Annotated in this window: 12 protein-coding genes and 1 pseudogene; 11 read left to right on the forward strand and 2 right to left on the reverse strand. The window is 38.0% G+C overall.

Annotation, left to right across the window (positions count from 1 at the left end):
* Positions 1-242: 242 nt before the first annotated feature.
* The gene (locus tag QUF78_RS11200) at positions 243-917 is read right to left on the reverse strand and encodes a GntR family transcriptional regulator (protein ID WP_289324695.1); all 675 of its coding nucleotides are present in this window, start codon (positions 915-917) and stop codon (positions 243-245) included.
* A 517-nt stretch (positions 918-1,434) separates the two neighbouring features.
* Between QUF78_RS11200 and QUF78_RS11205 the strand changes: the two genes are divergently transcribed.
* The 11 genes and pseudogenes from QUF78_RS11205 to QUF78_RS11255 all read left to right on the forward strand — a co-directional run bounded on the left by QUF78_RS11205 (position 1,435) and on the right by QUF78_RS11255 (position 13,315).
* On the forward strand, positions 1,435-2,634 hold the full coding sequence (locus QUF78_RS11205; RefSeq protein WP_289324696.1) for a CaiB/BaiF CoA transferase family protein: 1,200 nt from the start codon (positions 1,435-1,437) through the stop codon (positions 2,632-2,634).
* A gap of 17 nt (positions 2,635-2,651) precedes the next feature.
* Entirely contained in the window at positions 2,652-3,929 is a 1,278-nt protein-coding gene (locus QUF78_RS11210) for a 3-isopropylmalate dehydratase large subunit (RefSeq protein ID WP_289324697.1), read from the forward strand.
* Positions 3,929-4,426, forward strand: coding sequence for a LeuD/DmdB family oxidoreductase small subunit (locus QUF78_RS11215; RefSeq protein ID WP_260357383.1), 498 nt, complete (start codon positions 3,929-3,931; stop codon positions 4,424-4,426). Before QUF78_RS11210 ends, QUF78_RS11215 begins: the two co-directional genes overlap by 1 nt.
* Before the next feature lie 21 nt (positions 4,427-4,447).
* On the forward strand, positions 4,448-5,341 hold the full coding sequence (locus QUF78_RS11220; RefSeq protein ID WP_260357384.1) for a hydroxymethylglutaryl-CoA lyase: 894 nt from the start codon (positions 4,448-4,450) through the stop codon (positions 5,339-5,341).
* Between the two features lie 37 nt (positions 5,342-5,378).
* Positions 5,379-6,134, forward strand: a complete 756-nt coding sequence (locus tag QUF78_RS11225) for a maleate cis-trans isomerase family protein (RefSeq protein ID WP_289324698.1) — start codon at positions 5,379-5,381, stop codon at positions 6,132-6,134.
* 115 nt (positions 6,135-6,249) lie between these two features.
* Entirely contained in the window at positions 6,250-7,356 is a 1,107-nt protein-coding gene (locus QUF78_RS11230; RefSeq protein WP_289324699.1) for a tartrate dehydrogenase, read from the forward strand.
* Between the two features lie 170 nt (positions 7,357-7,526).
* Positions 7,527-7,763 (forward strand): annotated as a pseudogene (locus QUF78_RS11235) (hypothetical protein); the annotation flags it as partial.
* A 722-nt stretch (positions 7,764-8,485) separates the two neighbouring features.
* Positions 8,486-9,775, forward strand: coding sequence for an SLC13 family permease (locus tag QUF78_RS11240; protein WP_289324700.1), 1,290 nt, complete (start codon positions 8,486-8,488; stop codon positions 9,773-9,775).
* A 676-nt stretch (positions 9,776-10,451) separates the two neighbouring features.
* Entirely contained in the window at positions 10,452-11,141 is a 690-nt protein-coding gene (locus QUF78_RS11245; protein WP_289324701.1) for a GntR family transcriptional regulator, read from the forward strand.
* Between the two features lie 102 nt (positions 11,142-11,243).
* Complete coding sequence (locus QUF78_RS11250) at positions 11,244-11,894, forward strand: isochorismatase family protein (protein WP_289324702.1); 651 nt, start codon at positions 11,244-11,246, stop codon at positions 11,892-11,894.
* A 56-nt stretch (positions 11,895-11,950) separates the two neighbouring features.
* The gene (locus tag QUF78_RS11255; RefSeq protein WP_289324703.1) at positions 11,951-13,315 is read left to right on the forward strand and encodes an MFS transporter; all 1,365 of its coding nucleotides are present in this window, start codon (positions 11,951-11,953) and stop codon (positions 13,313-13,315) included.
* Between the two features lie 714 nt (positions 13,316-14,029).
* Here the strand turns inward: QUF78_RS11255 and QUF78_RS11260 are convergent.
* Positions 14,030-15,760 (reverse strand): sigma-54 interaction domain-containing protein, encoded by a 1,731-nt coding sequence (locus QUF78_RS11260; protein WP_289324704.1) that lies wholly within the window; start codon positions 15,758-15,760, stop codon positions 14,030-14,032.
* Positions 15,761-15,833: the final 73 nt, after the last annotated feature.

Raw genomic sequence — 15,833 nt, forward strand, 5'->3', positions numbered from 1 at the left:
ATAAATGAAGAATAAGAGAACAATTCCAATATACGGCGCTTTAAATGGAGAATGATATTGTAAGTAAGCTGCTGATTGTAGTACGAAAGTAAATGTGATCAAGAAGCGGCACATGAAAACTTACAAAAAAGGCAGCTTTACATTAGAGTAAAACTGGCCTACGGTTTAGATAGTTCGTTCGTTTTATTGCTTTCTATGAAACGGTTTATATCATTTAGCTGTTGATTCCAATGTAATTTAGTTTACTTTTTTGGCAAATCCAATTGCTTATTAAGTGCGGCATGGGCTACCTTTAAGCTTCTTTGAATATGTTCACTCATTTTTTCTTCGGTTTTTAAAGGATCTCGGTTTCTCAGAGCGGTGTAAATTTGAATGTGATCTTCAACCAGTTCAGGAAAACAATCTGTACGTTCCTTAAGGATACAGTTCCGAATATAGAGTACTTTAGTTTTAATTACTTCAAATAATTTAATAAGCTGCTTATTTAGAGATGCACTTGCAATAATATCATGGAATTGTTGATTTAAGCATGTAAGCTTCTGCTTGTCGTTTTTTCTCAGAGCTTCCTTTGATTCAATAATAATTTGTTCCAATTCGTTTAATTGGTCCTCTGTGATATGAGTGGCTGCCAGTTTTGCTGATAGTGATTCAAGGCTTTTCCGGCATTCATAGATATCTAAAATATCTTGAGCATTAGGGTTATAAACTAATAAGATATTACCACTTTGAACAAGCATGTCATCTTTTGTAAGCATTCGAAACGCTTCGCGAACTGTCCCTCTGCTTACCCCAATATATTCTGCTACCTTGGTTTCGACTAGACGTTCTCCGGGCATGTATTTTCCTTCCATAATCATTTCTTTAACAATAGTATAAACCTGGCTATGAAGCGGTTCAGTTTTTGTAATTCCCCTCATAACAATCCTCCCACGGTATGTAAATAATTTGAACTTTCACTCATTGGTGAAAGTTTTTGAAACGGTTACTTCTTAGAATATTTATAGAGGGCTCCCTAGATTCTCCCTTGTCTGCTTATAAACATCTTAAAAGTTAATCAGGAATGCTTCTTCTGACGGTAAAAGGCTTCTTGTATTTATTGATTTGTATCATTATTTATTAACAATAGTTTACTATACTTCATGTGTAAGTGAAAAGCTAGAACAGTAAACCCTCGCTCCGTAAATTTACACCATGCAAATAGACTTAAGATGATTTAAATAAGATGATTTAATTATAGAGTGAATATGTAAGAATAAAAAGTCAGAAAATTTAGTGTTAACTGTTGACAGTCTACCATTTTGAGATTAAAATAAAAAAATGAAATCGCTTACCAATATTTTGTAGATTTAAGCGCAAGAACGCTGATATACAGTTTCTTACAGAATTTTAGATTTATATACATAATTAATAATTCTAATTCAGGGGATGTTCGACATGGCAAAGAAAGCACTTGAGGGATTAAGAGTTTTGGAAATGGGACAATTGATTGCGGGACCTTCCGCATCAAGACTGTTAGGTGAATTTGGAGCAGAGGTAATTAAGGTCGAAACTCCTGAGACTGGTGATCCGATCCGAACATGGCGTGTTGTTGAGAATGGAACCAGCCTTTGGTGGTATGTTCAATCTCGAAATAAAAAATCAATCACGATTAACCTGCGTGAAGCTGAAGGCCAGCGATTAATTCGTGAACTTGTTAAGGAAATTGATATTTTAATAGAAAACTTCCGCCCAGGAACAATGGAAAAATGGGGATTGGGATATGAAGATTTAAAGGCAATCAACCCACGTCTGATTATGATTCGTGTATCAGGCTATGGACAGGATGGGCCATATCGTGATAAGGCCGGATTTGGTTCGATTGGTGAAGCACTAGGAGGACTTCGTTACATAACTGGTTATCCGGACCGTCCACCTACACGTGTAGGGATTAGTATTGGTGACTCATTATCTGCTCTTTACTCCGTAATTGGGGCATTAATGGCCGTTCATCATCGAGATGTAAACGGAACTGGAGAAGGACAAGTTATCGATGTTGCACTGTATGAATCTGTATTTAGCATGATGGAAAGTACACTTCCTGAATTTGACCGTGCGGGAGTAATTCGTGAAAGAACGGGAAGTACGCTGCCTGGAATCACCCCATCTAACACATATTTATCTAGTGATGGAAAATATGTTGTTATTGGAGCAAACGGTGATGCTATATTCAAACGTCTTATGAATGCAATGGGTCGCAGTGATATCGCGGAGGATCCTCGTTTTGAAAATAACTCGAAACGCTCTGAGCATGCAGATTTCTTAGATGCATTAATCGAAGAATGGACGAAGACTATGCCTTTTGATGAAGTAATGACATGTTTAGATGATGCAAAGGTTCCAGCCGGTGCGATTTACTCCATTGAGGATATTGTGAACGATCCGCATTATCAAGCCCGTCAAATGATTCAAGAAGTGAACGTTGAAGAGTTAGGGACATTAAAAATGCCAGGAATTGTGCCTAAAATGAGTGAAACACCTGGTAAAATCGAATGGGCAGGCCCGAAATTAGGTGAGCACACTGATGAAGTGTTATCAGAGAAAATCCATTTATCCGAAGAACAAATCAAAAGCCTGAAGGAAAAAGGAATTATCTAATAAGGGGTTGGATGATAATGGGAATGACTATGTCGGAAAAGATCTTGGCAAGAGCCTCTGGACAGCCTGGCGTGAAAGCCGGGGATATTGTATGGGTCAATGTAGATATTGCGATGATGCACGATTTGCTCGGACCCTGGCTGGTAGACGGTGGCTTCCGTCGTCTAGGCGGGAAATTGTTTGATAAAGAAAAGGTTGTCGTCGTTTCTGATCACTGTACCCCACCAGCAACCGTTCAACAAGCAGATATTCTGAAGTTCACGCGGGAATGGGCACGACAACAAGAACTTCCATACTATTACGAATTTGAAGGTCCTTGTCATCAGGTAATTATGGAACACGGTCATGTCCGTCCGGGGCGATTGATACTTGGAACAGATTCTCATACGTGTATGGCCGGGGGGCTAGGAGCTTTCGCAACCGGTATTGGTTCCACCGAAATGATTGGGGTCTTATTGACAGGTGAAACCTGGCTAAAGGTTCCAGAAACTATCAAAGTTATGTGGGATGGGGAATTGCCTCATGGTGTGTACTCCAAAGATCTAGTACTTAAAACAATCAAAGATATTGGACATGCAGGAGCAACGTACCAAACCATTGAATTTTCCGGCAGTGCCATAAGAGGCTTATCCATGGATGAACGCTTGGTTTTATCTAATATGGCGGTTGAAGCCGGTGCAAAAACAGGGCTGATCCAACCAGATGAAACTGCTGCTGAATTTTTACGCTCGAAAGGTGTTCTCGAAGAACTTGATATGATAAAGAGTGATGATGATGCATCTTTTATCACAACCTTACATTATAATGCTTCTGAATTAGAACCCCAGGTAGCCTGTCCGCATGAAGTCGATAATGTTCATCCTATTAGTGCAGTAGAAGGAAAAGCAGTGGATCAGGTATATTTAGGTTCCTGCACAAATGGTCGATTAGAAGATCTGCGGATTGCTGCTCAAATCCTGAAGGGGAAAAAGATCTCTAAAAATATTCGTTGTCTCGTGGTACCAGCCTCACAGCATATTTGGATGCAGGCAAATAAAGAAGGAATTTTGGACATTTTGACGGAAGCAGGATGCTTTGTAAACATGCCATCTTGCGGCGCTTGTGGAGGATTCACCAGCGGAGTCATCGGGGCAGGAGAGGTGGTCATGTCTTCGTCGAACCGGAACTTTAGAGGAAGAATGGGTTCTCCAAAAGGTGAAGTGTATTTAGGATCTCCTGCTACAGTCGCTGCCACTGCAATCGAAGGAAAAATCGCTGATCCGCGTAAATATCTGCCAAAGGAGGTTAGGGTATAATGTCACTTATCATCCGAGGTCGTGTATGGAAATATGGGGATAATATTAATACTGACATCATTTCACCTGGGCAATACATGGGTTTGCCTGTAGAAAAACAGGCCGTGCATGCCATGGAAGCGATTGATCCTGGTTTTGCGGGAAAGGTTCAGGCTGGTGACATACTGGTAGCAGGAAAAAATTTCGGGTCAGGCTCCAGTCGGGAAACGGCACAAATGGTATTGAAGCATTTCCAAATCGGCGCAATTATTGCAGATTCCTTCGCACGTATTTTTTATCGGAATTCGATCAATGTTGGTCTTCCGGTAGTGGAAATGATGGACACCTCTGTCATTCAAGAAGGTGATAAGGTTGAAGTCGATCTTTTGGCTGGTAAAATCATTAACCACACGCAAGGGACAGAATACAAAGGTACAAAACTCCCTGAACATTTAATCGAAATGGTGACGCTTGGCGGTTTAGAGCCTTATCTAGCTAAGAAACTAGGTATCTCGTAAGTCAGAAAGGAGATGTTAACCATGAATTTACCAAAAACGGTAGAGATAATTGAAGTTGGACCAAGGGACGGCCTTCAAAATGAAGCAAACTTTATCCCAACAGGAAAAAAGATTGATTTGATTAATGCGTTAAACAAAACCGGCATTAAAAGAATGGAAGCTACATCTTTTGTACATCCGGTGTATGTACCCCAAATGAAGGACGCTAAAGAAGTGCTGGAAGGTATGGAACGCGAACTTGATGTGCAGTATATGGCCTTGATTCCGAATGAAAAAGGCTATGACCGAGCGATTGAGAATGGGGTAAAGGCCCTTTCTCTCGTAGTAGGAGCAAGTGACAGCTTTAATCTGAAAAATGTCAAAATGACCAGTGAAGAATCCATCACGAAATTTGTTAGTGTGATTGAGAAGGCAAAAGCAAATGGTATTTTCATTCGGTTTAATATCGCAACTTCGTTCTGGTGCCCTTTTGAAGGAAAGGTACATCCAGATGTGGTATTGGAAATCGTTCGTCGAGTTGACAGTTTAGGTGTTGATGAAATTGTTGTTTGTGATACAATCGGCCGTGCAAATCCGGCACAAGTTCATAATTTATTCGAGCAAATCTCAAAGGTGCAGCCGAAAGCGATGATAAGCGCACATTTCCATGATACATATGGCTTTGCGCAGGCAAATATTATAGCAGCCCTTCTAGCAGGGGTTACACGTTTTGACACTTCCGTTGGAGGCCTTGGAGGATGCCCGTTTGCCCCAGGTGCGGCAGGAAACGTCGCTACTGAAGATGTAGTATGCATGCTGCATGAAATGGGGATTGAAACAGGAATTGATCTTCCTTCCCTTCTTTCTTGTGTAGAATTAGTAGAATCGTTAACCATTCGTGAATTAAAAGGTCATTACCATAAAGTCAAAGCATGATCCAACAAAAATATCATTTCATTAGGAGGAAACAATTATGAGTAAAAATTATCGAGTAGGTCTAATCGTACCAAGTTCAAACACAACAATGGAAACAGAAATTCCGGCCATGCTTCATTCTAGAATTCAGGTAGAACCGGAAGAGACGTTCACATTCCATTCATCACGTATGCGTATGATGCATGTTAATCCAGAAGAATTGAAAAAAATGGACGTGGATAGCGTACGTTGTGCAGTTGAGCTTTCTGATGCTCGTTGTGATGTTTTAGCATATGCTTGTTTGGTTGCCATCATGTGTCAAGGTCCTGGATACCACGAAATCTCTGAAGAACGCCTTGGAAAGGCAACTGAAGAAAATGGTGGGGCAGCTCCAATGGTCAGTAGTGCTGGTGCATTAATTGAAGGCTTAAACACTATGGGTGCGAAAAAGGTTTCTATCATTACACCGTATATGAAGCCTCTGACTAAAACAGTTATTGAATATTTAAACGCAGCTGGTATTGAGGTAATCGATTCTATCAGTCTAGAAGTGGCAGACAATCTCGAAGTTGGCCGTTTGAATCCTATGAACTTGATTGAGCATGCAGATCGTTTGAATATTGAAGGTGCAGACGCTGTGGTATTATCGGCTTGCGTTCAGATGCCTTCTCTTCCAGCGATTCAAGCGGTGCAGGATCGTATAGGGGTACCGGTTCTATCTGCTGGAGTTGCTACGGTTTATAAGATTCTTAAGCAATTGGGCTTGAAAACTGAAGTTCCGAATACTGGAGCATTGCTATCAGGGAAGTATTAAGAAAAGCGAAGCTAATCAACTGGCGAAAAGAATAAAGAATGACTCAGAATTTGCCGTCCTTTTTCTATAGGACGGCGCCAGCCGAATATTTAATAGGATAGGAGAACAAAAAACGATGAGAAAACAATACAAAATTGCCGTTATTGCTGGAGATGGAATCGGTCCGGAAGTATTGACCGAGGGAATCAACGTATTAAACAAAACGGCAGAGCTGGACGGATCGTTTGAGTTTCAATTCACCTATTTTCCATGGGGCTGTGAATATTACCTGAAGCATGGAAAAATGATGGATGTTGATGGATTAGAACAGCTAAAGGCGTTTGATTCCATTTATCTAGGAGCAGTAGGGTATCCGGGTGTTCCGGATCATATTTCCTTATGGGATCTTTTGCTTAAGATACGCAAAGGCTTTAATCAGTATGTAAATATCCGTCCGATTACACTTCTAGAAGGAGCGCCATGTCCGTTAAAGGATGTAAGTCGTGAGCAAATTGATATGTTAGTCATCCGCGAAAATAGTGAAGGCGAGTATGCAGGGGTCGGTGATTGGTTATTTAAAGGGCAGCCTCATGAAGTGGTCTTGCAGACTGGGGTATTTTCTCGCATAGGTACTGAACGGATTATTCGCTATGCCTTTGAAGAAGCAAGAAAACAGGGAAGATCTTTGACGAGCATTAGTAAAGGAAATGCATTGAATTATTCCATGGTTTTTTGGGATGAAGTCTTTGACGAAGTAGCCAAAGAGTATCCTGATGTGAAAACTTATTCATATTTAGTGGATGCTGCTGCAATGTTCTTCGTGAAGCAACCATGGCGCTTTGAAGTGGTTGTTACTTCCAATTTATTTGGAGACATCGTTACCGATTTAGGAGCCGCCATTGCAGGGGGACTAGGACTTGCAGCAGGTGCAAATATCAATCCAGAACGAGAATATCCATCCATGTTCGAGCCAATTCATGGATCCGCTCCTGATATCGCAGGAAAAGGAATAGCTAACCCATTGGCTTCGATATGGTCCGCTAGTCAAATGTTAGATTTTTTCGGTCACGAGGACTGGGGTAAAAGAGTTTTAAGTGCCATGGAAAGAGTGATGATTGAAGCAGAGGTATTGACACCAGATATGGGTGGGACTTCTAGCACCACTCAAGTTGGAGCTAGAGTTATAGATGAAATCCAAGATATCCACACTAGTGATATATCGACTGTTCAACCTACCCTATAATTTTTATAGAAGTGAATTCTGAACTAATGGTTGCAGAACTGGGATTATTCTTCAGTTATCAGGTGTTTATACAATAAAGTCATGTAAGAAACTAAATCAAACACAACTAAAAGAAACATTCTCTTTAGATAAGAGCCTAAAGGTTTAACGAGAAAAGTTAAGCCGGTGCTATAAAGAAAGAGGAGAGGTTTTCGGGTTATATTTTAAAAGGCTCAAAACAATATAGACAAGCTAGTCTTGCATTATTCCTTGGAGGATTTGTTACATTTGCGATCCTTTATACAACACAGCCGTTGCTTCCGATCTTCGCTAAGGAATTTCATATTTCAGCTCCAGCCTCTAGTTTAACACTATCTTTATCTCCCGGACTATTGGCAGTTTCTATGTTAGTTGCAGCAGCATTGTCTCTTGTCCTACTAGCTTCAAAGAAAGCTTTGAGTTAGTGTTATAAGCGATTTCAAGTCTTGGAAGTGACTCTGTTTACAGCAATGGAAAAAAGAAATTGGAGCTTGCATAGTTGTAAGCAGTGTCCTACTAAAAATTTTGTAGGTTTTTAATGTAGACTGTTAACGGTAAATGGTTGAGATTTTTTATTAAACAGAATATTTTAAAATTTTAAAAAGTGATTAGGGGAATTATAATTCTTTTGAGTCTCGACCGCTACATGTGAAGCTTTCAATAAACTTTAAGAAAAATAGAATCGAGATTTAGTGAAGAATACAAGATGTAAAATCTCAAGGGACTGAAAATTATTGGCACTTAGATTTCAAATATTCATTATACCTATTTCTATAATTAAGTAAAAGAGTAGTCAGAGTCCTTAGTTATGAACGAATAAGTTGTTCGGGTGACGATAGGATTATTTTTTTGCGAACCAAATGTAAGCGTTTTACATATAACGGCGGATAAATGAATTTTGTGAATACTGTGCAGAGGCTGGTCATGTAGATTATTGATTAAGATTACATAATTGATAGTTGGTTCAGGTTGGCAAAAAATTTACAATTTATTTGAGTGTAAAGATCTATAGGCAGTTTTCATAGTATTTCATTGAATGTAACGGGGCTTTTCCGGTACCAGATTTGTCACCCAAAAACGTTAGCACACATTTAATTAGGAGGCGAATAAAATGAGTCTAGAACTTATTACAATTTTTGTGCTTTTAGCCATGTTCATTATCGGTTCCGTTATTTCTGTTAACATGGGTATTTTAGGAATGGTTGCTGCTTTTGTCGTCGGTACGTATGTCAGTGGTTTAGCTGTAGAGGATATCTATGCCGCTTTTCCTATTGACATGTTTATTCTTCTCACAGGGGTCACCTACTTGTTTGCAATTGCACTAAACAACGGTACTCTTGACTTAATTATTTCCGGGGGGCTCAAATTGGTTAAGGGTAACGTTGGCCTCCTGCCTTGGGTATTATTTTCACTTGCAGCGTTGTTATCGGCAGTTGGAGCATCAACCGTTGCAGTTGGCCCTATTTTATTCCCAATCGCTTTAAGATTAGCTCACCAACATAAGATTAATCCGATCCTGATGGGTACTTTGATTTCTACTGGAATGTATGCCGGTTCCTTCTCGCCACTGAATATCTTCGGCTTGGTTGTAAACGGTATCATGCATTCGGAAAAAATCCCACATTCACCTATAATGCTTTTCATCAACAGTTTTATTTTTTATGTATTAATTTCAATCGTTATATTTATAGCTTTCGGAGGACTTCGTTTACTTAAGCACACTACAAGTGCTCAATTGGAAATAGCAGCTACAACTGAAGGGAATGCCGGAAGTATTCCTAACGAAAAAGAAGACCATGCTACTTTATGGTATCAAGTTGCGACACTTTTCGGTATCGGTCTTCTTATCACTATGGCTCTTGCATTCGAAATGAACATGGGCTTTGGCGCATTGATGATTGGTCTGGTTCTTGGATTTATGGCCCCTTCAAAACAAACCCAAATTATAAAGCAAATGCCATGGGCTGTAATGATCATGGTAACAGGTATCATGACATATGTAGGGGTAATGGAAAAGGTTGGAACGATGGACTACATGACTGAACAAATCGCAAGCGTAGGTAATCCTGTACTTGCATCTCTTATGGCTTCATATGTTGGTGGGATTATCTCAGCGTTTGCTTCTACAACAGGTTTCCTAGCGGCTGTCATTCCACTTTCGGCTCCTATCTTACAGGATCCTACTATGTCGTCAATCGGTGTAGTTTCTGCACTAGCTGTAGCAGCCAGTGTTGTGGACATCAGTCCTTTCTCTACAAACGGGGCACTAATTATGGCAAACGTACAAGGGGTAAATGAGAGTCTATTCTTCAAAAAGCTATTAATGATTGCTGGTCTCTTCATTGCAATTGGACCAGGACTAGCTTGGTTGATTTTCGTTGTTATCGGAACACCTTGGTAATAGATAAGATTATTAATATAAAATTGACTCTGCCGCTGATGGAATTTGGAGTCTCGCTTTAACACATCAAAAGAAGCAATGGAAATTGTTTTTGATCCAGATAATGGACAATATGGATGTTTATATTAACAGCACTTCGACTAGAAAAAGTTGGGGTGCTTTTCCTTTTGGTCGCTAGGCTGGAGTACATGCCTAGAATTAAATAATTTATTAACCTAATGGACTTTGTCCGCTTGAAGGAGCAGATGCTGTTGTATGGTAACAATCTAATTATTTATTATGTTCAGTATTATCCGCTTCTGTACAGATGCCTTCCCTCACAGCGATTCAAGCTGTGCAAGATCGTTTAGGACTGCCGGTTCTATCGGCAGGAGTTTCTACTGTATGTAAGATCCTAGCAATTAAACCTTAAGAATGAGGTTGGGAATGGAGGACACTTGCTATCAGGGAAGTTTTAACGGAGTCAACAGAATCCAGAAGGATAAAAATTAATAGAGGGTGGAGTCATTAAATCAATCCTTTTTTAGTGGATTTAAAAAAAGTATAATAACAGTTCTATTAAATAGGTTAATAAAAACTATAATAGTGTAAACGGTTGACAGTAAACATATAAGTCTGTATATTATAATAGACATAATATTTTAAAAATTCAGTACTAAGGAAAGGGGATACAGCCATGCAGATTATACGTCCTGGGCCACTTCATGAGCAAGCCTATCAGATCCTTCTCACTATGCTTTTAGAAGGGGAATATCAACCTGGGGAACGTTTGGTAGAAACAAAATTAGCAGAAAAACTTGGAGTAAGCCGAGGAACCATCCGAGAATCAATTCGGATGCTAATAAAGGATGGCCTTTTAATTCAGAATGAAAGCGTTATCAGCGTTTATAAACCAACACTTCAAGATGTTATTGATCTATACGAATGCCGAGAAAGATTAGAATCCCTTGCTGCTAAATTAGCAGTTGAAAATATGACAGAGTCTCTTGAGAAACAAATTAATGAAGTCTTAATGAAGTCAAAAAAAGCTTTAGCAGAAGAACATCCATCTAAATTAGTTGAATTAAATACACAATTTCACGAACTGATCATTAGAGCTTCCCGTAATAATCCACTTATGGGGTTGTTGGAAACGATTAGGACCAAGAGCTTATATATGCGTAATAATATTCTTCGGGACTATTATTTGACTTCAAATCGTAAGAGCTATATTGGTGAACATGAACAAATCTTCAAGGCAATTATAGAACAAGATCCAATTAAAGCCGAAGAAGAGATGAGTAAGCACATTAATAATGATTTAAGTGCTTTCAATGATTTATTTAAAAATAAAACGTTGGACAATGTAAATATTTGTAACAAATGATAGTTTGGTGAATTTCGGAAAAGTTTTAAAGATTATTAAAAATATAATGATTTTCAAGATAGGTTTTACAAGATCTTGGAGGTTTACGAAGGGAAAAATATCATGGCTAAAAATGAAGCAGATGATACTTTATTTAAAGAAAGAGGATTTGGAAAATTATTAGGATTCGGTAAGAAACCAGGATTGGTAGTCGTGGATATCATTACAGGATTTACTGATCCTACAATGCCTATGGGTTCTGATTTAACCCCACAGATTTCTCAAGTTAATAAGCTTTTACATACTATGCATACACTTAATCTTCCAGTATTCTTTACTACCATTTCTTACGATGATGATACACTGGCGGATGCTGGATTATGGCATCAAAAAATGGAAGGGTTACACACATTAAGAACTAGCACGGAAGCTGTAAAGGTTGATAGCCGACTAGACTTTCGGGCAGGAGATAGCTTAATTGTTAAAAAATATGCCTCAGCCTTCTTTGGGACAGACCTAATTTCACGCCTTAATACAAACGATATTGATACAGTTATAATCGTTGGGTGTACTACATGTGGATGCATTCGTGCCACAGCTGTGGATGCGCTGCAATATGGTTACAGACCGATTGTAGTTGAAGATGCAGTAGGGGATCGCTCATTGGCCTCGCATGAACAAAGTCTGTTTGATTTACAACAAAAATATGCTGATGTCATAAAAACGGATCAAGTCATTGAAACTGTGACATCTAAATATGCCCCTATTTCATAAAGTGGCCATAACACTAAATAATAACAACTTAATTTTTTTCAAAGGGGGAAAATAGAATGGAAGCAACCATTTCACAGCGCCTAGATCGACTTCCTGTTAAAAAGATCCATAAAACAGCAACAATATTGATTGGTACAGCCCTATTCTTTGAATTTTTCGAAGTGTTTTTAACTGGTGTTTTGGCCTCAGTTCTCCAAAATGAATTTCAAATAGATAAGGGTTTGATGCCTCTTATGTTGGGCTCTAGTTTCTTTGGAATGTTTTTTGGAGCAATCTTCCTAAGTCGGGTTGCTGATAAATACGGTCGGAAAAAGGCGTTTGTCATCAATTTGTCTATCTATTCTGTGTTTACCTTTTTAATAGCGCTGAGCCCAGACGTAACCTTTATTATTCTGTTTAGATTCTTAGCAGGGGTAGGTCTTGGGGCACAACCACCACTGTGTGCAACATATCTGAGTGAAATTCTTCCGGCTTCTAAACGCGGAAAATTTATTGCTTGGGCCTATACGATCGCGTTTTTAGCGATTCCAATTGAAGGTTTTTTAGCAAGACTTCTCGTTCCTCTAACCCCCCTTGGAATTGATGGATGGCGATGGATGTTCATAATTGGATCCATTGGAGCTATAATCGTATTTTTACGTATTAAAAAATTGCCAGAATCACCTAGATGGTTAGAGTTAGATGGACGGAAAGATAAAGCAGAGGAGATCATGAAACAATTTGAAGGAAATGATAACTGTGTTAGTGAGACTCCATTAAAACAGATAACCAGTCCAGCTAAAGCTAAAGTCGCACAACATGCACCCTTTTCTGCTATCTTTCAAAAGCAATATATCAGGCGAACTTTAATGATGTATATATTCCAAATATTCCAAACAGTTGGATATTATGGTTTTGGGACACTCGCACCGATCATTTTAAGCTCCAAGGGATATACAGTTACTTCATCTCTAGAGTACACAGCTCTGTCTTTCCTTGGATATCCTTTAGGCTCTTTGCTTGCTGTGCCATTGATTGAACGCATTGACCGCAAATGGTTAATTGTCCTGACCGCCTTCGGTATGGGAGTGTTTGGCATGACGTTCGGCATGGCTGAAACCCCATTCCTCATTGTGTTTGCAGGATTTCTATTTACAGTAGTCAGCAATATCTTTACCAGTACCTTTAATGTTTTCCAAGCTGAGATTTTTCCAACATCGATTCGAGCGACAGCATCCGGAAGCGCATACAGTTTGAGCCGTTTAACGAGTGGATTACTACCATTTATCTTACTGCCAGTGTTACATGCAAGTGGAGCAACGACAGTGTTTATGATAATTGCAGCAGCGATGTTAATTCTTATACTGGACATTGCCATACTTGCACCACGGACAACAGGCATATCCCTGGATAATGTCGAGGAAAGTACACATGCATCTTAAATAGGTGCACCTTGTATGTCCATTATACTATAGGCATTGAATAGTGAACTGGAATTCTTTAAGGGTTTTTATCTGATTGCTCATTTTGCATTTTGTATAGAAAGGTATGACACCTCGCAATATTCAAGACATGAAATTTTTAGGAGCTGATACAAAGATTGATGGCACTGTATCAGCTCCTTATAATCGTCGGAAAATAATGTCATACATCGTTTGTAATGATGAACATATAGTAATAATGTTAATAAGTGGAAATTTGAGCTTGCAGGGCCAGGTGGGATAGAAAATGTTAATTACCTGGGGATTGAAGAAGGAGTTGGGCCATGCTAATAATTTTATAACTTAAACTCATTTCGAAGATAAAACACTGGTATATTATAATATTTTCCAGATAGAGCAAATAATATTAAACATGAATTATCAAAATTTGCTGAAGTGAGTGTGGAGAACATACAATACGCTTTAAAGAACCATGATAAGATCCTAATTTTAAAAGTATGACTATATCGCAGGTCCACCATGTGTAACTCATTCACAAAGGTATACCCTCATTTTTCAAATAAAGAAAAAGTTCTAAAATCAAAGATTAAACCAGTAACCACCTCTAACAATCAGTTTTGAGAGGTGGTTTTACTTGTATATACAATATTTATAGTATTGAATTTTACTATGTGGCAACCTTATTGAAAGTAATGGAGCTGTCCGCCAATAACCCTATTGTTTTATATTTCTATGGTTAATATTATATTTTTTCAACTTTTTACTAATGGTTGATTGATTTACACTTAAGGCTTCAGCAATTTCTGTTGTTGTTCTATATTTCATCGAGGCGCGTTTTATAATTAGAGCTTCAATTGACTCTAAAGTTTTAAACAAGTCCAACTTATCTTCAAAGTAAATATTAATAGGTAGTGTTTCTTGTGAATGATTTGATAGTAAATATTTAATATCCTTTTTATTTATTTCATCATTCTTTGAAATGATTAATAATCTCTCAACAAAGTTTTTTAGTTCACGGATATTACCTTTCCAGGGTTGTTTAAGTATTTCGTGGATTGCATCCTTAGAAAGAGTTTTCTCAACCTTATATTCCATGCAAAATTCTTGGGTGAAGTAATCTACTAAAAGAGGAATGTCTTCTTTTCTTTCACGAAGAGGCGGTATTTCAATTGGAATAACATTTAATCGATAGAATAAATCTTCCCTAAATTTACCTTCCCTGATTAAAGTCTCTATTTTTCGATTTGTGGAAGCTATTATACGTACGTTGATCTTATTAGTTTTCACACTGCCAATTGGGCGTATTTCTGATTCTTGTAATACACGTAGCAGCTTCACTTGAAGAGAAAGTGGCATTTCTGTAATTTCATCTAAAAGTATTGTTCCATTGTTAGCGGCAAGAAATAAGCCATCTTTACCCTCTTTAACTGCTCCTGTGAATGTACCCTTTTCATAACCGAATAATTCAGACTCTAATAAACTCTCAGGAATTGCACCACAGTTTATTTTGATAAAGGGTTGAGCAGCACGGTTACTATATTCATGTATCATAGAAGCAATGATTTCTTTTCCAACACCCGACTCTCCTGTTATTAGAACTGAACTGTTATATCTTGCAATCCTTTTTGTCTGTTCTGAGATTTTGTCCATTGTTTCACTTGAAAAAAGAAGCTTTTTAGGACTTGAATAGTCTCTTTTTACTTTTTCAAGCTCCCTTTGATAGCGTTCAACAATTGAACGAACTTCAAGTAATTCATCCTGTAACTTATTGATTTCTGTTATATCTCTTGAAGCATTCACTACTCTAATAATATTTCCATCTTTATCTTTTACAGGCGTACCGACTACGAGCAGGGTTTTACCAGTTGAAGTTTTTTGGATAGTTGATATCTTACGCTTTTCTTGAAGTACCATTTTCGTGATTGAAGGAGTAAAAATTTTCTGTTTTTCTAATTCATAAACATTTTGTTCTAAAAACTCTTTTTTGCTAATTCCCCAATATCGCTCACAAGCAGAACTTACCCTTAACGTTTTTCCATTGGCATCTGAAACAAAAATAGCATCATAGGAAGAATCAAACAAAACTTTTAAATCTGTTGCCATTTCTTGATATTCTTCAATGTTTTTAATAACTGGTTTGAAATAGATAACTAAGATACCTTCAAAAATTTGTTTTTCAAAAATCGGGATCATTCGTATAGTTACTTGCATATCAGTATTTTTTTTACTAACAATTGTTCCTTGCCACAAATCCTTTGATTCAAATGCATAACTTATATATTGGAGAAACTCTTCCTTTTGGTACTCAAACAAATCATAAACTTCATAATTAAGGATCTCATAAATTAGTTTTTGATTTTGATTATAAACCTGATAGGAAATACCAGACGAATTGATTACTTCAGTTAAAATTTTATCTGATAAAAAAGATGTTACAGACGTCATAAAATCCCCCCTATATTCTAAATTAACTAAACATTATGATTATTATAATAACTCAAATGATAAAAAGATCAAT

This window comes from Peribacillus sp. ACCC06369 (genome assembly GCF_030348945.1).
GTDB lineage: Bacteria > Bacillota > Bacilli > Bacillales > DSM-1321 > Peribacillus.